Below are 21,975 nucleotides of genomic sequence, written 5' to 3'. Positions count from 1 at the left end.
GTTACTCTTATAATAGACGATATTATGAGAGAAAACGAAAAACAAACAAACCGATAAAGTAATCACTACGCTAGGTGATGAAATATCATATTAGAACATGCTGAAAAGTGTGACCTAATACAAAGGTTAAGCTAATAAGAGCGTATGGTGGATGCCTTGGCACTAAGAGCCGATGAAAGACGTGATAAGCTGCGATAAGCTACGGTGAGGAGCAAATATCCTTTGACCCGTAGATTTCTGAATGGGGAAACCTAATGGAGCAAACCTCCATTGACGTATGGTGAATACATAGCCATACGCCGGGAACCCGGGGAACTGAAACATCTAAGTACCCGGAGGAAGAGAAAGAAAACTCGATTTCCTGAGTAGCGGCGAGCGAAAGGGAAGGAGCCTAAACCGTGAGTTTACTCACGGGGTTATGGACCGCAATAAGTGACTTAGAGGGTAGAAGAATGGTTTTGGGAAAGCCAGCCAGAGAGAGTGAAAGCCTCGTATTCGAAACCTAAAGAGAGCGAGCGGTATCCAAAGTACAACGAGACACGAGAAACCTTGTTGGAAGTCCGGGGGGACCACCCCCCAAGGCTAAATACTACTTAGTGACCGATAGTGCATAGTACTGTGAAGGAAAGGTGAAAAGAACCCCGGGAGGGGAGTGAAAGAGAACCTGAAACCATATGTTTACAAGCTGTGGAACCACCTTATGAGTGGAACCGCGTACTTTTTGTAGAACGGTCCGGCGAGTTACATCCAGTGGCAAGGTTAAGGACAGAAAGTCTGGAGCCGAAGGGAAACCAAGTCTGAATAGGGCGCTGAGTCACTGTGTGTATACCCGAAACCGGGTGATCTATCCATGGTCAGGTTGAAGCTGCCGTAAAAGGTGGTGGAGGACCGAACACACATCCGTTGAAAAGGGTGGTGATGAACTGTGGATAGGGGAGAAATTCCAATCGAACCCGGAGATAGCTGGTTCTCCTCGAAATAGCTTTAGGGCTAGCCTCGATAAATCCTGCTTAGGCAGGCTCAAGTCTAACGGAGGTAGAGCACTGAATACCCTAGGGGGCGTCAAAGCTTACCGAAGGTTATCAAACTCCGAATGCCGTATAGATGATGATCGGGAGTCAGACTACACGAGATAAGTTGGGTAGTCAAAAGGGAAAGAGCCCAGACCACCAGCTAAGGTCCCAAAGTGTGTGTTAAGTGGAAAAGGATGTGAGATTTCAGAGACAACTAGGATGTTGGCTTAGAAGCAGCCATACATTCAAAGAGTGCGTAATAGCTCACTAGTCGAGAGATCTTGCGCCGAAAATGTCCGGGGCTAAAACACACCACCGAAGCTGTGGAATCATACTTCGTATGATTGGTAGAGGAGCATTCTTAACTGCGACGAAGCTGTACCGTAAGGAGCAGTGGAGTGTTAAGAAGAGAGAATGCCGGAATGAGTAGCGAGATAGAAGTGAGAATCTTCTAGGCTGAATATCCAAGGTTTCCAGAGTAAAGCTGATCTGCTCTGGGTAAGTCGGGGCCTAAGGCGAGGACGAGAGTCGTAGTCGATGGACAACAGGTTGATATTCCTGTACCATATAGTAACAGAACTGTGGGGACACAGAAAGGTAGGAAAAGCCGGGAATGGAAAAACCGGCGCAAGCACAAAGTCGAGCTGGATAGGCAAATCCGTCCGGTGATGGTGAAGTGTGATGCGGAGTGAAGTTTAAGTAACGAAGTTTCTGAACCTATGCTGTCGAGAAAAGCCGCTATTGTTTGCTATATGCCCGTACCGTAAACCGACACAGGTGGATGAGGAGAGAATCCTAAGGCCGACGGGAGAAGCATTGTTAAGGAACTCGGCAAAATGACCCCGTAACTTCGGGAGAAGGGGTGCCTGGGAAACCAGGCCGCAGAGAATTGGCCCAAGCAACTGTTTAGCAAAAACACAGGTCTATGCAAAACCGAAAGGTGAGGTATATGGGCTGACGCCTGCCCGGTGCTGGAAGGTTAAGGGGAGAGGTTAGACGCAAGTCGAAGCTTTGAACTTAAGCCCCAGTAAACGGCGGCCGTAACTATAACGGTCCTAAGGTAGCGAAATTCCTTGTCGGGTAAGTTCCGACCCGCACGAAAGGCGTAATGATTTGGGCACTGTCTCGACAATGCACCCGGTGAAATTGAAATACCAGTGAAGATGCTGGTTACCTGCGCCAGGACGGAAAGACCCCATGGAGCTTTACTTCAGCTTGATACTGGGATTCGGTGCTGCATGTACAGGATAGGTGGGAGACTAGGAAGTAGGAACGCCAGTTCTTACGGAGTCGCTGTTGGGATACCACCCTTGTAGTACTGGATTTCTAACCTGTAGCCGTGACCCGGCTAGGGGACAATGTCAGGCGGGGAGTTTGACTGGGGCGGTCGCCTCCGAAAGGGTATCGGAGGCGCTCAAAGGTTCTCTCAGAATGGTTGGAAACCATTCGTAGAGTGCAAAGGCATAAGAGAGCTTGACTGTGACACCGACGGGTGGAGCAGGTACGAAAGTAGGACTTAGTGATCCGGTGGTATAAAGTGGGATTGCCATCGCTCAACGGATAAAAGCTACCCTGGGGATAACAGGCTTATCACTCCCAAGAGTTCACATCGACGGAGTGGTTTGGCACCTCGATGTCGGCTCATCGCATCCTGGGGCTGTAGTAGGTCCCAAGGGTTGGGCTGTTCGCCCATTAAAGCGGTACGCGAGCTGGGTTCAGAACGTCGTGAGACAGTTCGGTCCCTATCCGGCGTAGGCGTAGGATATTTGAGAGGAGCTGCCCTTAGTACGAGAGGACCGGGGTGGACTGACCTCTGGTGTATCGGTTGTTCTACCAAGAGCATGGCCGAGTAGCCAAGTCGGGACGGGATAAACGCTGAAGGCATCTAAGCGTGAAGCCCCCCTCAAGATAAGATATCCCATTGCGAAAGCAAGTAAGACCCTTAAAGACGATAAGGTTGATAGGACAAAGGTGGAAGTGTGGTAACACATGTAGCTGATTGTTACTAATAGGTCGAGGGCTTAACCTAAAAGGTTTGTTTCAATATTATTGTATATAATATCAATATGAAGTTTTGAGAGTACAATGCTACAAGAGTAGAAAAATATTCTTAGGCTCCATGGTCAAGCGGTTAAGACACCGCCCTTTCACGGCGGTAACAGGGGTTCGAATCCCCTTGGAGTCATATTGAAAGAAGTCGATTACTTTAGGGTAATCGACTTCTTTATTATTCATGTCAAGGAAAAGTATGCTTCGCAAACTTTTCCTTGTTTAAAAAGTAAAGACAATTCTTAAAGTGTACATAAAATAAAAATAGCATCTCAGTAATCAGTAAATTTGACATAATAATTGCTTAGATATAAAATATATGGTAGAATATAACAAGTCGTGGACGGAATGAGCATGACATCATACTCAAGGGGAGGTAATAGGTGACGATATGTTACATATTAAGAACTTAGAAGATGGATTAAGCGTTTTCAAGGCACTTGGTTCCAGTGTGCGTATACAAATTATTAATCTTTTACTAGATAATAAAGAAATGAATATGAACGAGCTAGCATCAGCACTTAATATAACCAATGGTGCATTAACCGGACATATGAAGAAATTAGAGGAAAGTGGAATTATACAGCTAATTCCGGAGTATGCGGGACATGGAAACCAAAAGATTTGTCGAGTTGACGTTGATAAAATATTTATTGAAATTATGGATTTGGAAAATTCTTATGACAATAATATATACGAAACAGAAGTGAAAATTGGTCATTACTCGGATTATTGTGTATTACCTACCTGTGGTATTGCTACGAAAGATATGTTAATTGGTGAAGTAGATGATCCTCGTTATTTTTCCCATGTAAAACGTGTGGATGCGAATATTTTATGGTTTACAAAAGGATTTATTGAGTACAAGATACCTAATTTATTACCAGCGGGTCAGAAAGTAGACCAGATTACATTTTCACTAGAGTTGGGATCTGAAGCACCTGGAGTAAATAATGAGTGGCCAAGTGACATTTCTTTTTATATAAATAATAAGAAAATTGGTGTTTGGACCAGTCCAGGAGACTTTGGGGATAAGAGAGGAATTTTTACACCAAAGTGGTGGTTCACAAACTGGAACCAATATGGCTTATTAAAAATATTAGTGATTAATAAATCTGGTACATACATTGATGGAAGAAAAATATCTTCTATGACAATTGATCAGTTTAATTTAAACTATCGAAGTGATATTTGTTTTAAACTTGCTGTAGAGGAGGAGTCAGCTAATGTTGGAGGCTTAACTGTCTATGGCAGTGGTTTTGGAAATTACAATCAAGATATCAAGGTAAGAATCCATTATGAACCGATGCAATAAAAAATAAATGAATGAATTTAAACTTATAGTGTTATCTGACAAAATGCGAGAATCGATAAACTAACTGAATTAAGATATACTTAATTTAGAAGGTTTATTTGTTCTCGCATTATTGACTCTAGGTCAAATCTTTTGGGATGATTGTTCTTAATGTGTTTCAGTACTGGAGGTATAGTAATTTTACTTATGTTGTGCATGATTCATTAAATATATAAAAAAATATCAGACTAAATGGTATGTTTAACGAGGAATCTAGCCTGTTTGCTCATAAGATTTATATGGGATGCTGAATTATTATTTACCGCTAATCTTAATTAGTTAAATAGCCGATAATTATAGGGAATAAAGATATACTATTAGATTCTATTGCAGAATAAAAATGGAAAATAGTGTCGTTTTAACTATGTTACAATTGAATTATTTGTCATTTTGTCATATAATATATGTATATATACACAAATAAGGTAATTTCTAACGGATAAATTAAACTCAAGATGATATGGGGGTAGACCTATGGATAACAATATATTATTAGAAAGTGGCACAAATGAATTAGAAGTGCTTGAATTTACCATTGGCGGAAACAGCTATGGTATTAATGTGGCTAAGATTAGAGAGATACTTCCCTTTGTAAGCCCAACACCAGTACCTAATGCTCACCCTACGGTTGAGGGTATTTATATGCCCCGTGATTTTATTATGACAATCATAGACTTAAGAAAGACTTTAAACATGCAACAAGAGTCACATCAGGATGGGAAAGATATGATTATTGTAACGAACTTTAATAATTTACATGTTGGTTTTCATGTAAATAAAGTTTTAGGTATTCATCGTATCTCTTGGGGGGATATCACAAAACCAGATGCTACTTTAAGTAATGCTGGAATGGGAGTTGCAACTGGTATTATTAAATTGGAAAATAAGTTAATTATCCTACTTGATTTTGAAAAGATAGTAGCCGATATAAGTCCTGAAACTAGTTTGAAAGTATCAGATATGGATACATTGAAAAACAGAAGACGATGTGATTTACCAATTATTATTGCTGAAGATTCCCATTTGCTAAATCAATTACTAGTCGATTGTCTTGCGAAAGCAGGTTATACCAATATCACTAGAACGGAAAATGGGAAAGAAGCCTATGACTTACTTCTGAAGTACAAGCAAGAAGGAATTGTTGACAAAAAGGTTGCTTTAATAATTACTGACATTGAGATGCCAATAATGGATGGCCACCGTTTGACAAGGCTTGTTAAGGAAGATACAAAACTAGCACAAATTCCTGTCGTAATCTTTTCTTCTTTGGTGAATGAGGATATGCGTAGGAAGGGTGAAGCTTTAGGTGCAGACGCTCAATTATCAAAACCAGAAATCGGACAATTAGTGGCAAAGATCGATGAGTTACTTTTAAACGAATAATTCCTATAAAAAATATTAGGTGGTGTACAAATGGATAGATGCAAGATATGTCATGCAGAAGTAAAAGATAATAGCGAATATTGTTTAAACTGCAAAGAATTAGGCTTAGACGATCAATATCTTAACACGTTATCTGCATCTATGGAGTCACTACATAGTAACAAAGATATTACTACTACGGAAGAAGCAGAAGATTATCTAACAAAGAATTATAGTATATTTGATATGGAATCAGAGAGTATCACCGATAATAAGGAACTAAAAGATTTACTAAATCAAACAGTGTTAGATGAGCGTGATAATATTGAGGATTCCGTAAAAAAAATACAAAGAGAAACTGATATAACAGAACTTCAGCAAGAAATAGATATAGAAGAGCGGCAAGAAATAGATATAAAAGAGCAGCAAGAAATAGAGTTAGAAGGGCAAGATGATGCTAGTTTAGAAAATGACGTAGCTAATTTATCTTTTTCTGAGTTAGTTACAACGAAAGAAGATAACTTGCAAGAGAAAGAAAAGCTAAACATAAGCGATTCGCTGGAGAATAAAATAACTAGCAACTATTATAAAGAAGCAGAGGGAGAATTTGTGGTGGGTAGTACGCCTGATTTTGATGGAAATCAAGATATACTTGATTTATTAAATGAAATAAATAGAACACCGGAAGACGATAGTCAAGAGGATTATGCTTCAGATGTACTTTCCATTGATGATTTTATGGATAATGAAGAGTCTGGAGAAGACCCGTTATTAAGTCTATACGGTGATTCGGATGATTTGTTAAATCCTTCGGTGAAAGACATCGGTGGCATCTATCAGGATGCACTTGGTGGAATTTCTAGTTTAGAGGATGTAGGAATTGATGAAGATTTACTTAAATTAATACCAGATGTTCCTAACCAAGAGGAAGTTCAGTCAAAGGAAATAGAGAATCTTGAAACAAATATAAAGAAAAATAAAAAGAAAAATAAAAAGAAAAACAAAGAGAAAAATCCTACTGGTAGAAAGAAAAATATATTTGCTCGTGTTTTCGGAAATATAAAAGAGGAATTAACTGAGGAAGAAAAGGAGCAACTTAAGCAGAATGTAGTAGAAGAATCAAAGAAAAAAGAAACTGAAACCAGAGAAGCTGAAAAGGAAAAAGAGGCTACTAAGGCAAAGAAAAAAGCAGATAAATTAGCAGCAAAGAAGAAGGCTAAGGATGACGCTATTAAGGCAAAACAAGCCAAGGTGGAGCGAGCAAAAGCAAAGAAAGAAGAAAAAGAGCGGCTTTCGAAAGAAGTACAAGAGTTAATCGATGAGATTGATGAAAATGAAGGTAGAATTAATCGAATTGGCGCTTCCTTCGTATTTGCGTTATTTGCAAGTATTGCTTTATTTGTTGTGATAGGTACTAATGTATATAGTTATGCTATTAACATTCAAAATGCAACCAAGAATTTCGGTATGCAGCGTTATAATGATGCTTATAACGAGGTGTATGGTTTAGAGATTAGAGATGAAGACATTGAAATCTATGATAAGATAATGACAGTAATGTTTGTTAATAAGCAGTTAAATTCTTATAATAATTATTCTGCTATTGGTATGTATCCAGAAGCCTTGGATTCTTTATTAAAAGGGTTGGAGCGTTACGATAAGTATTATGCTCTTGCAATGAAACTTGGCATACAAACAGATTTAGATTATGTACGAAATCAAATTGTAAAAGAGTTAGATAATATATTTTATCTATCAGTTGAGGAAGCATATAATATCATCAATAGTCCTACACAATTGGATTACAGCGTGGCAGTTTATAATGTCGTATTAGAACATCTTGATGATAAGCTTGTTCAAAAAACAGAAAACGATAAGTAAGTAAAGGGACAGTATCCTAATGTTATTGAATAGGTTACTGTTCTTTTCTTATCTACTTTTTTCATAAAGGTTGAGTTTCTTGGGGTGTGATTACTATTATCATTGTTATTAGTGAGTTTCATCGTGCACTTATTAAACAGTTTCGTGGTATACTTATTATTAATTATCGCAAGAAGATGTTTACGGGGCACTTTTTTATATTTACTCCTTTACCACTTTAACAAATTATCTTGAAAAAATCTTTATTATCTATTATGATATACAAAAGGAAAAACTTTGAATTGATACTTTAGTAATCTACGATATCCGTTTGGCTATCGTTTATAAAATAAAAAAGGATGTGGCACTATGATAGCAATCATTGATTATGACGCAGGAAATTTAAGAAGTGTTCAAAAAGCTCTTCATCTTCTAGGAGAAGAGGCAGTGATAACAAGAGATCACGATGAGATTATGAACGCAGGGAAAGTAATATTGCCAGGAGTGGGGGCTTTTGGAGATGCTATGAAGAAATTACATAGCTATCATCTTGTTAATACAATTAAGGAAGTTGCTGATAGCAAAAAACCATTGATGGGAATATGTCTTGGTCAGCAGCTAATGTTTGAAGGCAGTGAGGAAAGCGATGGAATAGAAGGACTTGGCTTATTGCCAGGAAAGATCATTCGTATTCCTGAAGGGGAAGGGCTAAAGATACCTCATATTGGATGGAATAATTTAAACATAGCAAACGGAGCTTCTTTGTATCAAGGAATCGAAGGATCTCCTTATGTATATTTTGTACACTCTTACTATTTAAAATCAGAGGATCGAAGCATAGTTGCTGCAACCACGGATTATGGTACACGAATTGATGCATCTGTAGAAAAAAACAATCTATACGCCTGCCAGTTTCATCCGGAAAAGAGCGGAGAGATTGGTCTAAAGATTCTTAGCAATTTTGCTAGACTAGAAGAAAGGTAGGAAGGACTATGCATACAAAGAGAATTATACCATGTCTGGATGTACATAATGGTCGAGTTGTAAAGGGAACAAATTTTATTAATCTAAGAGACGCAGGAGATCCTGTATTAGTTGGTGCCGAATATGGTCAAGCAGGGGCAGATGAACTAGTTTTCTTAGACATTACCGCTTCTTCTGATGCAAGGACGATAAAGTTAGATATGGTACGTAAGGTTGCTGAAACAGTATTTATCCCATTTACTGTAGGTGGGGGAATCCGTACCATTGAAGATTTTAAGTTGATTTTACGTGAGGGAGCTGATAAGATAGCAGTGAATACTGCAGCTATTATGAATCCTAGCCTTATTAGTGAAGCAGCAGATAAGTTTGGTAGTCAATGTGTTGTTTTAGCCATCGATGCAAAACGTAGACCAGATGGTAGTGGGTGGAATATTTACAAAAATGGTGGTAGAATAGATATGGGCATCGACGCTGTGGAATGGGCTATGAAAGCAAATAAACTTGGTGCTGGCGAAATTCTATTAACGAGTATGGACTGTGATGGAACAAAAAATGGATACGACTTGGAATTAACGAGGCAGATATCAGAGAATGTATCGATACCAGTAATTGCATCGGGTGGAGCCGGAAGGAAAGAACATTTTTATGAAGCTTTCACTATAGGAAAAGCAGATGCTGTTTTAGCTGCATCCTTATTTCACTATAAGGAACTAGAAATTAATGATTTAAAAAAATACCTAAGATCGAAAGAAGTAAGCGTAAGATTAGAAGACAGGAGTTGTTAGAATGTCAATGATACAAAACGATTGGTTAGACTCTATCGGGGAGGAGTTTCATAAACCATATTACAAGCAATTATACAATTTTATAAGAGAAGAGTATAACCAGACTACAATTTATCCGCCAGCAGAGGATATCTTTAATGCTTTTCATTTTACCCCATTAAGTAAGGTAAAAGTGCTGTTACTGGGACAGGACCCATATCATAATGTCAATCAAGCACATGGGCTTAGTTTTTCGGTATTACCGGAGCAAAAGGATATTCCTCCTTCCTTACAGAATATTTACAAAGAATTGCAAGCTGATTTGGGGTGTTATATACCAAACAATGGATACCTTAAGAAGTGGGCAGATCAAGGAGTTTTACTATTGAATACGGTACTAACGGTAAGAGCACATCAGGCAAACTCGCATCAAGGGAGAGGCTGGGAGCAGTTTACTGACGCCATTATTCAAGCTGTTAATGCGCAAGATAGGCCAATCGTATATCTTCTTTGGGGAAAGCCAGCACAAAGTAAGATACCAATGCTAACGAATCCAAAGCATCTTATTTTAAAAGCTCCACACCCTAGTCCATTGTCTGCTTATCGAGGATTTTTTGGTAGTAAACCATTTAGCCAGACTAATGAATATTTTAAAGCAAACGGTATGGAACCAATCGATTGGCAGATTGAAAATATTTAATTTAAGATAAAAGAATTCCTTATGCTATATAATGTTTATAAACAATATCATATGCGTTAGGGATTTTTTTGTATCTTTAAGCAATGGTTATATATGGTTTAATTTGCTATATATCTAAAAATACAAGTGGGATTTTAACTTGAGAGGATATAAGGGGAAAGGGGAGGATCAACGATTGAAGTTACATAAAGGGGGAGAATGTAAGGAGAAAAAGTAATATTTCTTACATTTTAGAGACTATGCAATAAGGGAGAATGAGAGTTTATGTATCACCTATAGTAATGGAAGATTTCGACTATGCATATCGTATTGGAGATGGGATACACTTTATCGTTGCGAAAGATAACAGGGTGCATCATATCAGATTGATTGGATACGCAAGCAGTGAGCAGGAAGAAATAGAAACTAGATTATTTGTTGCTTTATCAAAGAACTTTCGATAATCTTTCACGTCCCTATCGGGAACATGCAGGTATCCGTACAGGAAGGAGATATTGTTGATGATGTGTCAAATTAAGAAATCAGAATTGGAAGTGAGAGAAGAAAAAGTCCGTGGGAAGAAATTAGCTTGTCTGATTATGAGAATCATATGAAATTGGATTCTGTTATGCAGCTTCAAACTATGAAATGGTTCTTCCTCATGTTGATTTGGTGGTAGCTAATTTGTTAATTGAATATATCGGATAAACTTTTCTTTGTCATGATTTATTAAAAAAACTGCTAAGAGTATGGAACTCTTAGCAGTTTGTCATTTATAATTCATCAGACCGCTACATTCGGTATCTTATAGTGGTGGTATCATGAATACTCTTTTATAAAATTAGTAAAGGAGGATATCGCATTTTGATACTCTGCCTTAAAGGATGGGTATAGTTCTTCAATCCCACTGAAAGATTGTTTGTGTCCGTATTTTTCTAACTCACAAGCGATACGGGAAAGCTCGATTGCGCCAAGCGTTTTAGCTGCTGACTTTATTCCATGAACTATTGTAGTAAACAGTAGAATATCCTCAAGGTCTTTTGCATTTGATAACTGCTCTGTTGTAGCTCTTGCATCATGTAGGAACTGTTTTACTGCGGTGATATAAATCTCAGTCTGGTTTGCACAGTTTACTAGACCGCTTTGATAATCAATGTTACCAAAATCCGCAACCTCTTGATACAATGGCTCACTAACCTCGGACTTTTGTAATTTTAGAAACGAGGATGGCAACCATCGTTTCAATAGAGCTTCCAAGTGGCTGATTGCAATTGGCTTACTTAAGTAATCATTAAATCCATTTGCAAGAAACATCTCTTTGATACCAGAAACAGCATTTGCTGTCAATGCGATGATCGGAACATTCTGGTGATACTGGGATGGAAGAGAACGAATTTCTTTGAGTGTTTCCAAACCATCCATTTGTGGCATCATGTGATCAAGAAAAATAATATGATAAGCTTCCTTTTGAATTAGTTTTAGACACTCAGTTCCGCTTAATGCAACGGTTACTGAGAGATCAAATAACTTTAGTAGACCACTTGCTACTTTTAGATTCAAACGATTATCATCCACTACAAGTACTTTAACTTCAGGTGCGGTAAATGGTGGTGAAATCTTATAGATAGCACCTGGCTTTAAGGTAGAAGCAGAGTTTTTTTGATGCTCTTGCGAATATACTTTTTGAGGCAAGGTGAATGAAAAATCACTACCTACCCCAAGGTCGGATTCTACCTGTATGGTTCCTCCTGCAGATTCTATAATTCTTTTACATATTGTTAAACCAAGGCCGGACCCCTCCACCAAAACTTCGTTACCTACAGATCCTTGTTCAAAACTGTGAAAGATACGCTTTTGATCTTCTTTTGCAATACCAAGACCGGTGTCTTTTACATGAAATAACAGTAGAGCAGTCTGGGTATCAAGATCATAACTCGTTAGTTCCACTTGGAGAGAAATAGTCCCTTTTTCCGTGAACTTTGCAGCATTATTCATGAGATTTATGAGAATTTGACGAAGTCGTAGCTCATCTCCATAGAAGTACTTCGGTAACTGATCAGAAATTGAAACCTGTAAGGAAATTGGTTTTGACATTAATTTTACACCAATAATATTGATTACTTCATGGATAACACTAGTTAGTTTATATGGTTCATCTACTAAGCTAAGTTTACCGGACTCTATTTTAGTTATGTCAAGAACATCATTAATCAGACTTAGGAGCGTTCCGCCTGCATGCTTAATATTAAGAATATCATTATGTAATTCATAATCAGTATCTTTATGAAGAAGGATATCCGTAAGACCAATAATGGCATTTAATGGAGTACGTATTTCATGCGACATATGGGCTAAAAATAAACTTTTTGCAGAGTTTGCTTTTTCTGCTTGCTCTCTCATATCAATCAGGTTCTTCATATAGTTTTTACTTTCTGTAATATCGAATATCCATGCAGAATATCCAACCAACTCATCATTATAACAAATTTTATTTATATGTGCGTTGTATATGCGTATCTCTTTTTGAAACTCATAAACCTGGTTTTGATGAAATAAACAGTCCAATTCTTTGGAAAGTTTGTGTAGGGGACTATTTAATTCAGATTTTTTTAATTCCGGAAATAATTTTTTAGCAGCAGGATTATAGTCAAGGAGATGAAAGTCGGCATCAACAACAACTAATGCCTCATCCATAACTTCGATAACGCGGTCTCTTGCGGTATGTATGATATCAAATAACTGATGGCGATAAATTGCTATTAATACTAAAACACCAGAGATTACAAAACTTGCAGAAGAAGGATCATATTCACGGAAGAAACTCATAAAATAGGAGGCGCAAGTAACACTAGGGAATAAACATGCACCAACGAAATTAAGTTCTTGCTTTCTTCTTTTTTTCCCTTGGCGAAAGTAATAATAAATTACGATAAAGAATATAATAAAATTTATTACTAAAACTTCAGCTTTAAATAAATTATAAAGAATTCCCTTGGTAAATACAACGTGGGGGAAAGAACCTTCTTGTACAAACTGAATGGAAGAGTAGTAATATGGATGATACTCACATGTGACTACTGCAAAGAGAATGAATGTATTAAACAAAAAGGGGCTGTGAAAAAAGCCCCTAACACAGAGACGTCGGTTTAACCGACGTCTCTAGTTGTTTTTAATCTAAATCAACACTCTAAAAAAGAGCATAAATCCCCCTACCCCATAGAATCAGCATTTTGGATTTTATGCTGATTTTTGAAGTCGCATCTTTTTATTATGATATTTATATAGATTTTGTCCGATAGAAACTAAAAAAATCTCTAATCGTACAGAATTGATTCCTCTTCTGACAATTCTTTTATAGTTTCGATCATTTTTCATGATTCCAAATGTTCCTTCTGCTTGAATGGATCGATTCATTCTTAAAAGTGCACCATGTATACTTTCAAGATTTTCAATCACTTCCTGATGCATCGCTGTCAGTTCTTGATTGATTCTTATAGTACGATTATTCTCTGTTTTCTTGCATTGAGCTGTATATGGACAGTTGCTGCAGTCTTCGCAGACATAGATTTCTTCCTGACGTCCGTATTCATTTCCACGTACTGCTCTTCGGTGAGAAAAAATAAATCTCTTTTCATTTGGACATATCATGTATCCTTCCGAATTAAATCTGAAATTGACAGCTCTGAACGGATCATTATGGTATTTTTTATCTTCGGTTTCCTTCTTGAACATAGTGAATTTCATGTATTTTTCCATATCATGCTGTTCACAGTAAATATAGTTATTATATGAACCATATCCGGCATCCGCAGTTGGATATTTCGGGTAAAATCCATATGTCTTTTTGAATTGCTCCATGAGTGGTACAAAACAGTCCATGTCTGAACGATACTGGTTAACGTCAACAACTGCTATATATTCATCAGCTACCCCAACCTGTACATTGTATGCCGGAAGTAACTGATCATTTCCCATGTAATCCGTTTTTATCCTCATAAATGTGGCGGAATGATCTGTTTTGGAATAACTGTTACGTGCAGGGCCACAGATATTCACCTTTTCTATGTATTCCTCCAGCTTTGAGGCATACTCTAAAAGCTTCTCATACTGCCTCTGCTGACAGGTTTTTCGATGTCCCTTTCCATAAACAAAATCGGATCTATCAACGTTCCAAACCTTGGCATACTGATCAGCTATTTCACGTAGCTGTTCAGGTGCATACTCTACGTTTGCTTCTATTTTAAGCCCTGACCATTCAAGGTCTGTATTGATTTCATGAAAAAGGGCAGTTATCTTTTCAAACAGTCGGTATCTGGATTTCTCAGTAGCTTTTTTCCATACCCAGCTGTACTTATTCGCATTTGCTTCAAATTTTGAACCGTCTATGTAAAGGTGGTTGAGGTCTACATTTTCCTGTTCAAAAATCTTTTTATTGATATCGTTGAAAATATCTTCAATGGAGTCACCTAAAACATCATTGATGAAATAGGAAAAAGTCCTGTAGGAAGGTCTTTCGTTATCAATTAAATACATGAATCTGATATTTACTCTGCAGTTATCTTCCAGTTCTCTTAGTGACATGTAGCCCTGGGTCATAAATCCAAAAAGCACCGTTTTCAGCATGTTGACGGGATTATATCTGATGCGCCCAGTTTCATGTTCTGGTATGTTTCTCAGATACTTAGCTAAGTCAATTCCCTCCATGAATTCGTCAAATGTCAAAACCGGATCACAAATATCAAGAAAATCTGAAATAAACATTGGCAAAATGCCTTGTTTTGATTTAGAATAAGTTGTGGTTTGATTTTTCATTGCAGATAAATTTTACCACAAAAAGAGGATTTTTAACTCACTAACGTGAATTAAAAATCCTCTTTTCTAGTTAGGTGCTTTTTTCACAGCCCCTTTTTGATTTTGCAATAATCTAACAAGAAGGATAAAAACAGAATATTCACATAAGCACTTCCAAGGTACTGGATTTTAATAGAAACCATCGCAGCATCCAAAGAAGTACTTGTAATCTCAAGTGTATAACCAAAACATTGAACCAGTACAGCTAGGCACAGTGCTAAAAAGATAGCTTGTCCACGAAATGGTTTCTTAATCAACAACACAAGGATAACTGTGAAGTTGGTTAAGAGAGCTATTATCTGGATTGTAAGCATCAGTGAATACATAATAATCTCCATTCTGGCGCATGTTCTTTGCGCATACAAAATTTGTACTGAGGATTACGCAAGCAGAAATTTTAGTGTGAAAAAACTAGATTTTTCACACTTGAAACCATGCCCGCTTAGTAGTAGGCCGGAAGTTTGTGCCGAGGACGACGCAGGCACAAACTTCTGTGTGAAAGAAATCGAAGATTTCTTTCACACTAACTCCGTCAGTAAGATATCGCTATTCTAGGTTTTTAACAGCGGTTGCTAACATAAGTTTGATTCGATTTAATTGGTTTACTTCGCTGGCTCCTGGATCATAGTCAACAGCAACTATGTTAGAGGATGGATAACGATTCCGAAGCTCTTTAATAACACCCTTACCGACAATATGGTTTGGTAGGCAGGCAAAAGGTTGCGCACAAACAATATTTGGAACACCAGTGTGAATTAATTCTACCATTTCACTAGTTAGGAACCAACCTTCACCAGTCTGGTTACCGATCGATACAATCGGCTCAGCCATTTTGGCTAATTCATGGATGTACTTTGGTGGATTGAAACGTTTACTTTCCTCTAATGCCTTTCTTGCTTCTTTTCTGGCGAATTCAAGAAAACGTATAATCAAATTATTATAAAAGGCATCTATTTTCTTTTTACCAAGGTATTGTGCTTTATAATTTGCATCATAAGAGCAGTATAAGAAGAAATCAATCATATCAGGCATTACAGCTTCAGCACCTTCAGCTTCTAACAAATCAACCAAGTAATTGTTAGCAGCAGGTAGGAACTTAACCAAGATTTCACCAACGATACCAACCCTTGGCTTTTTGATACTTTCATCTAATGGAAGTGTATCAAATGCTTCAATAATACCACGACAGTTATTACGGAATTCTTTCCATTTACCGTTCTGAACAGATTTAACACAGACATCTCTCCAGTGTGCATGTAGGGCATTAGCAGAACCAGGTTCTTTCTCATATGGTCTCGTACGATAGAGGACTCTCATAAAGATATCTCCATATACAAGTGCCTGTACTGCACGGACTACCATATTGTAGTTGATTTCAAAGCCCGGATTTTTTTCCAGACCAGAAGTACTGATTGATACAACTGGTATCTGCTCAAAACCTGCTTTCTTTAACGCTCTTCGAATAAAACCGATGTAATTGGTTGCGCGACAACCTCCTCCGGTTTGGGTGATCATAACAGCAACCTTATTTAGGTCGTATTTTCCGGAAAGAAGAGCATCCATAATTTGTCCTACAACCATTAAGGATGGATAACAGGCATCGTTATTTACATACTTAAGTCCAGCATCCACTGCAGCCTTGTTGTCATTATTTAATACTTCAAGGTGATAACCACAGGATTTAAAAGCAGGCTCAAGGAAGTCAAAATGGATTGGTGACATCTGAGGAGCCAATAAAGTATAGTCTTCTCGCATTTCTTTCGTGAAAACTACTCGGTGATAAGCAGGAGATTCTACTTTTATTCCAATGTGTTTACGATTACGATCGTTTACTGCGGAAAGAAGTGATCTGATTCTGATTCTTGCTGCACCTAGATTATTAACTTCATCTATCTTAAGTACAGTATAGATTTTTCCTGCACTTGTGAGGATATCACTAACGCCGTCAGTGGTAACAGCGTCAAGCCCACAGCCAAAGGAGTTTAATTGTATCAGTTGCAGGTTTGGTTGATTTCTAACATAAGAGGCAGCAGCATATAAGCGGCTATGGTACATCCATTGGTCTACAACAATCATTGGACGTTCCACAGTTCCAAGGTGAGAAACGCTATCTTCTGTAAGAACAGCAACCCCATAAGAGTTAATTAATTCTGGAATACCATGATTTATCTCAGGGTCCACATGATAAGGACGTCCAGCGAGAACAATACCCATACGACCAGTTTTTCTTAAATACTCCATAGTCTGCTCGCCTTGCTTTTTCATATCTTCTCTGGCTTCTTCTAATTCAGCCCATGCTAGGGAAGCAGCAGCCCGTATTTCTGCTTCTGTAATTTTACTGTTAGAAAAGTTATTCGTACATGCAAATTCACTTGTGTAATCCAATGAAGATTGGGAAGCCATACGTTGCTCCGAGAGAAGATATTCGACCAAACGGTTCGTGAGTATCTCCTGATTCTCAAAGGAGAGGAAAGGATTTTGATAACAGATGTGCTCAGATTTTAGTTCCTCCACATTGTTCTTTATGTTCTCCCCGTATGAAGTTACAATAGGACAATTGTAATGATTACCCGTACCCGATATTTCTTTTCTTTCATAAGGTACACAAGGATAGAATATATAAGGGATTCCTTGCTTAATTAGCCACATAATGTGTCCGTGTACGATCTTTGCTGGATAACATTCTGACTCACTTGGAATCGACTCAATACCTAGCTCATAGATACCTCTGGTAGAATCCGGGGATAGAATTACCCGATAACCTAGCTTTGTGAAGAAGGTGAACCAGAATGGATAATTCTCGTACATATTTAAGACACGAGGAATACCGACTACACCACGAGGAGCGAGGTCTTTCGCAAGTGGCTCATAATCCATATAGCGATGAAGTTTATATTCATAAAGGTTAGGAATATTATCTTTATTCTTTTCTTTTCCGATCCCTTTTTCACAACGATTACCAGAGATAAACTGTCTTCCACCTGTAAACTTATTAATTGTGAGCAGACAGCTGTTCGTACATCCTTTACAGCGAGCCATACTCGATTCAAATTTAAGTTCGTTAATACGCTCAATAGGAAGCATAGTAGTTTCTTCCTGATTGTAGTGTTCTCTAGCAATTAAGGCGGCACCAAAAGCTCCCATGATACCTGCGATATCTGGGCGTACTGCTTCGCAACCAGAGATTCGTTCAAAACTTCTTAAGACAGCATCATTGTAGAAAGTGCCACCCTGAACTACAATATGTGATCCCAGGTCTTTTGGGTCTGCTATTTTAATAACCTTATAAAGTGCATTTTTAATAACAGAATAAGCGAGTCCAGCGCTGATGTCAGCAACAGTCGCCCCCTCTTTTTGAGCTTGCTTTACTTTAGAATTCATGAAAACAGTACAACGGGAGCCTAGATCAATCGGATTTTTTGCAAATAATGCAATTTTAGCAAAATCAGCAACCTCATAATTTAAGGACTTCGCAAATGTTTCAATAAAAGAACCACAACCAGAGGAACAAGCCTCATTTAATTGTACGCTGTCGACAGTACCATTTTTTATCTTTATACATTTCATATCCTGACCACCAATGTCAAGGATACAATCCACCTTTGGATCAAAGAAGGCAGCAGCATAATAGTGTGCTACAGTTTCAACTTCACCTTCATCTAGCATCAGGGCAGATTTAATAAGGGCTTCTCCGTACCCAGTGGAGCAGCTTCGAACTATGTTAGCTTCCTTTGGTAATAACGTATAGATCTCTTTTATTGCTTTGATTGTAGTTTTTAAAGGACTACCATTGTTATTACTATAGAAAGAATATAAAAGGGAACCATCCTCACCAACAAGGGCTGCTTTCGTTGTCGTAGAACCAGCATCAATTCCAAGATAACAATTTCCCTGATAGGTGGTTAAATCACCTTTTCTAACTGCATGAGTGTTGTGTCTATGTAAAAACATCTCATAAGATTCTTCGTTATCAAAGAGTGGGTCCATTCGATTAACTTCAAAATCAAGAGTAATACCAGTTGTTAGATGGTCAATAAATGTTTGAAGGGAAGTGGTCACTTTTGGATTATGATTCATTGCAGATCCGATTGCTGCAAACAAATGAGAATGATCTGGTGCAATCGTCTGTTCTTTTGTTAGATTTAGTGTTCGTACAAATGCATTTTTCAGTTCAGATAAGAAGTGTAAAGGCCCACCAAGGAAGGCTACATTACCACGAATTGGCTTGCCACATGCAAGACCACTTATCGTCTGATTTACGACCGCTTGAAAAATAGATGCTGCAAGATCAGGTTTTGTTGCACCTTCGTTAATTAAAGGTTGGATATCTGATTTTGCAAATACACCGCATCGTGCGGCAATTGGATAGATAGCTTGATAATTTTTTGCGTAATCATTTAAGCCGGCAGCATCTGTTTTTAAAAGAGTTGCCATCTGATCAATAAAAGAACCGGTTCCTCCAGCACAGATACCATTCATTCTTTGTTCGATACCATTCGTAAAGTAAATTATTTTGGCATCTTCTCCACCGAGTTCAATGGCGACATCTGTATCAGGAGCATAATCTTTCAAAGAGGTTGCCACTGCAACAACTTCTTGTACAAAAGGTACATTAAGATGCTTGGAAATCGCCAATCCGCCGGAACCGGTTATTACAGGTGCTACTGTAAGGTCAGAAAGTGCAGATTTTGCACGAGTCATTAAGTCCGCAAGAGTACCTTGTATGTTGGCAAAATGACGCTCATAATCAGAAAATATCATCTGATTGTTGATGTCTAATACAGCGATTTTTACCGTCGTGGAACCGATGTCGATTCCTAAGGAATAGTTGGATTTTAACATAATAAACCTCTCGTTCTAAAACCATGGATAAGCTATCGATGATTTTTTACATTTTAAGCCATAAATTGGTGATAATCATAATATACCAGTTACTTATTATACGACACCCAGAACTTTAGTTCAACCAAATAATCCTCAATTTGTAAAAGTTAATGAAATTATAACGGAATCCTTGCTAATTACTTACTTGACAAAATTTAAGAATGTAGATACATATCATCACATTATCGAGGTAAATTTCATATATTATCTTGATACTATTTCTTCAAGGACTGCTATGGATCAAAAATCATGTAATGGAATTATTCATACGATTAAGTCCGGTGATACGCTATACAAATTAAGTGGATATTATAAGGTTCCACTGGCAGAAATTCTTCAAGCTAATCCATATGTGGATGTATACAACCTTCAAATCGGGGAGCGTATCTGTATTCCTAATGTAATCACTGGAACACCAACAATGCCGGCGACACCAATGCCACCAACTACATCAATGCCAACAACACCGGTAACTCCGATGCCACCAACTACATCAATGCCAACAACGCCGGTGACACCAATGCCACCAACTACATCAATGCCAACAATGCCGGTAACACCAATGTCACCTACTACATCTAATTCTACAGCTTCAGGAAAGCCAGTTCCTCCTATGATGCCGTCAAGTCCAAAGCCATCGAAGCCAAGTAAGCCAATGGAGAGACCACTTACCTGTGATGGAATGTTTCATGTGATTCGGTCTGGGGACACATTTTATAAGCTAAGTTTACAATACAATGTTCCACTGGATGCAATTATCCGTGCAAATCCTTATGAAGACCCATATAATCTTCAAATTGGACAGCGTGTATGTATTCCGGGTGTGTCAGGTGGAATGCCAGTACCGCCAGTGATGCCACCAGTGAAACCAATGCCACCAGTGATGCCACCAGTGAAACCAGTACCGCCAGTGATGCCACCGGTGAAGCCAGTACCACCAGTGATGCCGCCAGTGAAACCAGTACCGCCAGTGATGCCACCGGTGAAGCCAGTACCACCAGTGATGCCGCCAGTGAAACCAGTACCGCCAGTGATGCCACCGGTGATGCCAGTACCACCAGTGATGCCGGTGCCACCAAAACCAGTACCACCAAAACCAGTACCACCAAAACCAGTGCCACCAAAACCGGTGCCACCAAAACCAGTGCCACCAAAACCGGTGCCACCAAAACCAGCACCACCAGTTATGCCTCCAACTCCACCATGTGAAGATGGTATGTTGTATACAATAAAAGCAGGGGACACTCTTTATAAGTTAAGTTTAGAGTATAATGTTCCACTTGCTCTCATTATGCGAGCTAACCCTAATGTTGATGTTTATAATTTACAGATTGGTCAGCAAATCTGTATTCCTAGATTGCCTGAAGAGGTACCAGTACCACCAACAGCTCCAATGCCACCAGTAATGCCTCCGGTGCAACCGTTACCACCAGTATCACCAGCACCACCGGTAATGCCACCAGTGAGACCAGTACCACCACCACCACCTCAGATGCCTATACCAAAACCACCAATACCAATAATACCACCGATACCAGTACCACCAAGACCAGTTCCAAAACCTGAAATACCTCAATTAAGACCAATTCCACAAAGACCTCCGGTAACTCCGAAACCTGAAAAACCACAAAGACCTCCACTAAGACCTATTTTCCCAATATTACCGGAAGAGAAGGAAATCGTAATAATTCCAATTATACCGGTGATACCAGAGATTCCAACCTGTCCAATGGAGCCAGAATGTGAAGTTATGCCAGTCTGCCCAGTGGAGCCAGAATGTGAAATAACACCAATCTGTCCAGTAGAGCCAGAATGTGAACCAGTACCGATTTGTCCATTGTGTCCAGAAGAACCAGTTTGTAAAGTTCCGAGAAGAAATACCATGATTCATACCGTGAGAGAATGCGAATCACTTGGTGATATTCTTCACAATTGTGATATGACATTAGATGAATTTTTCATGATCAATGATCCATGTGATGTTTGTCTAAAACCATGTTCCGAAGTGAAAGTATTTCAAAAAGAACGAGGACCAAGGAGAAGGTTTTACTAGTTATTAAAAATTTGTTCACAGAACTAGGGGTTCCCAAAATAAGATATTGGGAACCCTTTTTCTAGGTCTAACGAATTATGAAAAAATTTTTCAACGAACTTGTTAGAAATTACTAAATATGC

12 protein-coding genes, 1 tRNA gene and 1 rRNA gene are annotated in these 21,975 nt (G+C 38.4%); 10 read left to right on the top strand and 4 right to left on the bottom strand.

Features of this window, described 5'->3' with window-relative positions; genetic code table 11:
• The first annotated feature begins 124 nt into the window (after nucleotides 1–124).
• The 9 genes from CC92_RS0105315 (at nucleotide 125) to CC92_RS22415 (ending at nucleotide 10,529) form a co-directional block, all read left to right on the top strand.
• Nucleotides 125–3,042: ribosomal RNA gene (locus CC92_RS0105315) — 23S ribosomal RNA — on the top strand.
• 84 nt (nucleotides 3,043–3,126) lie between these two features.
• A tRNA-Glu gene (locus CC92_RS0105310) sits at nucleotides 3,127–3,198 on the top strand.
• Nucleotides 3,199–3,453: 255 nt separating this feature from the next.
• Nucleotides 3,454–4,377, top strand: coding sequence for an ArsR/SmtB family transcription factor (locus tag CC92_RS0105305; RefSeq protein ID WP_029504022.1), 924 nt, complete (start codon nucleotides 3,454–3,456; stop codon nucleotides 4,375–4,377).
• A 513-nt stretch (nucleotides 4,378–4,890) separates the two neighbouring features.
• Complete coding sequence (locus CC92_RS0105300; protein WP_029504023.1) at nucleotides 4,891–5,799, top strand: chemotaxis protein; 909 nt, start codon at nucleotides 4,891–4,893, stop codon at nucleotides 5,797–5,799.
• Between the two features lie 30 nt (nucleotides 5,800–5,829).
• The gene (locus CC92_RS20755) at nucleotides 5,830–7,659 is read left to right on the top strand and encodes a hypothetical protein (RefSeq protein WP_034218461.1); all 1,830 of its coding nucleotides are present in this window, start codon (nucleotides 5,830–5,832) and stop codon (nucleotides 7,657–7,659) included.
• Nucleotides 7,660–8,007: 348 nt separating this feature from the next.
• Nucleotides 8,008–8,622, top strand: a complete 615-nt coding sequence (gene hisH, locus CC92_RS0105290; protein ID WP_029504024.1) for an imidazole glycerol phosphate synthase subunit HisH — start codon at nucleotides 8,008–8,010, stop codon at nucleotides 8,620–8,622.
• A gap of 8 nt (nucleotides 8,623–8,630) precedes the next feature.
• Complete coding sequence (gene hisF, locus CC92_RS0105285) at nucleotides 8,631–9,407, top strand: imidazole glycerol phosphate synthase subunit HisF (RefSeq protein WP_029504026.1); 777 nt, start codon at nucleotides 8,631–8,633, stop codon at nucleotides 9,405–9,407.
• 1 nt (nucleotide 9,408) lies between these two features.
• Nucleotides 9,409–10,086 (top strand): uracil-DNA glycosylase, encoded by a 678-nt coding sequence (locus tag CC92_RS0105280; RefSeq protein ID WP_029504028.1) that lies wholly within the window; start codon nucleotides 9,409–9,411, stop codon nucleotides 10,084–10,086.
• A 254-nt stretch (nucleotides 10,087–10,340) separates the two neighbouring features.
• On the top strand, nucleotides 10,341–10,529 hold the full coding sequence (locus tag CC92_RS22415; RefSeq protein ID WP_029504029.1) for a hypothetical protein: 189 nt from the start codon (nucleotides 10,341–10,343) through the stop codon (nucleotides 10,527–10,529).
• Between the two features lie 355 nt (nucleotides 10,530–10,884).
• Here CC92_RS22415 and CC92_RS21460 read toward each other — a convergent pair whose 3' ends face one another.
• The 4 genes from CC92_RS21460 to CC92_RS0105250 all read right to left on the bottom strand — a co-directional run bounded on the left by CC92_RS21460 (nucleotide 10,885) and on the right by CC92_RS0105250 (nucleotide 19,761).
• Nucleotides 10,885–13,170: an ATP-binding protein gene (locus tag CC92_RS21460; RefSeq protein ID WP_051650822.1), complete on the bottom strand. Its 2,286-nt coding sequence runs from the start codon at nucleotides 13,168–13,170 to the stop codon at nucleotides 10,885–10,887.
• A gap of 132 nt (nucleotides 13,171–13,302) precedes the next feature.
• Complete coding sequence (locus CC92_RS0105260) at nucleotides 13,303–14,877, bottom strand: IS1182 family transposase (protein WP_029501492.1); 1,575 nt, start codon at nucleotides 14,875–14,877, stop codon at nucleotides 13,303–13,305.
• Nucleotides 14,878–14,960: 83 nt separating this feature from the next.
• On the bottom strand, nucleotides 14,961–15,242 hold the full coding sequence (locus CC92_RS0105255; RefSeq protein ID WP_029504032.1) for a histidine kinase N-terminal 7TM domain-containing protein: 282 nt from the start codon (nucleotides 15,240–15,242) through the stop codon (nucleotides 14,961–14,963).
• Nucleotides 15,243–15,462: 220 nt separating this feature from the next.
• On the bottom strand, nucleotides 15,463–19,761 hold the full coding sequence (locus tag CC92_RS0105250) for an acyl-CoA dehydratase activase-related protein (protein WP_242841394.1): 4,299 nt from the start codon (nucleotides 19,759–19,761) through the stop codon (nucleotides 15,463–15,465).
• Between the two features lie 274 nt (nucleotides 19,762–20,035).
• Between CC92_RS0105250 and CC92_RS21455 the strand changes: the two genes are divergently transcribed.
• Nucleotides 20,036–21,853: a LysM peptidoglycan-binding domain-containing protein gene (locus tag CC92_RS21455; protein WP_051650823.1), complete on the top strand. Its 1,818-nt coding sequence runs from the start codon at nucleotides 20,036–20,038 to the stop codon at nucleotides 21,851–21,853.
• The last annotated feature ends 122 nt before the right edge of the window (nucleotides 21,854–21,975 follow it).

The organism is Lachnoclostridium phytofermentans (assembly GCF_000733755.1).
Taxonomy (GTDB): domain Bacteria; phylum Bacillota; class Clostridia; order Lachnospirales; family Lachnospiraceae; genus Lachnoclostridium; species Lachnoclostridium phytofermentans_A.
The sequence above is the reverse complement of the archived record's forward strand: the minus strand, read 5'-3'. Positions and strand labels throughout refer to the sequence as shown.

What these genes read in the sequence shown, in the direction of transcription:
- CC92_RS0105305 (WP_029504022.1), top strand. Translation starts at nt 3,454, where the DNA reads ATGTTACATATTAAGAACTTAGAAGATGGATTAAGCGTTTTCAAGGCA.
- CC92_RS0105300 (WP_029504023.1), top strand. Translation starts at nt 4,891, where the DNA reads ATGGATAACAATATATTATTAGAAAGTGGCACAAATGAATTAGAAGTG.
- CC92_RS20755 (WP_034218461.1), top strand. Translation starts at nt 5,830, where the DNA reads ATGGATAGATGCAAGATATGTCATGCAGAAGTAAAAGATAATAGCGAA.
- hisH (WP_029504024.1), top strand. Translation starts at nt 8,008, where the DNA reads ATGATAGCAATCATTGATTATGACGCAGGAAATTTAAGAAGTGTTCAA.
- hisF (WP_029504026.1), top strand. Translation starts at nt 8,631, where the DNA reads ATGCATACAAAGAGAATTATACCATGTCTGGATGTACATAATGGTCGA.
- CC92_RS0105280 (WP_029504028.1), top strand. Translation starts at nt 9,409, where the DNA reads ATGTCAATGATACAAAACGATTGGTTAGACTCTATCGGGGAGGAGTTT.
- CC92_RS22415 (WP_029504029.1), top strand. Translation starts at nt 10,341, where the DNA reads ATGAGAGTTTATGTATCACCTATAGTAATGGAAGATTTCGACTATGCA.
- CC92_RS0105260 (WP_029501492.1), bottom strand. Translation starts at nt 14,877, where the DNA reads ATGAAAAATCAAACCACAACTTATTCTAAATCAAAACAAGGCATTTTG.
- CC92_RS0105255 (WP_029504032.1), bottom strand. Translation starts at nt 15,242, where the DNA reads ATGTATTCACTGATGCTTACAATCCAGATAATAGCTCTCTTAACCAAC.
- CC92_RS21455 (WP_051650823.1), top strand. Translation starts at nt 20,036, where the DNA reads ATGGATCAAAAATCATGTAATGGAATTATTCATACGATTAAGTCCGGT.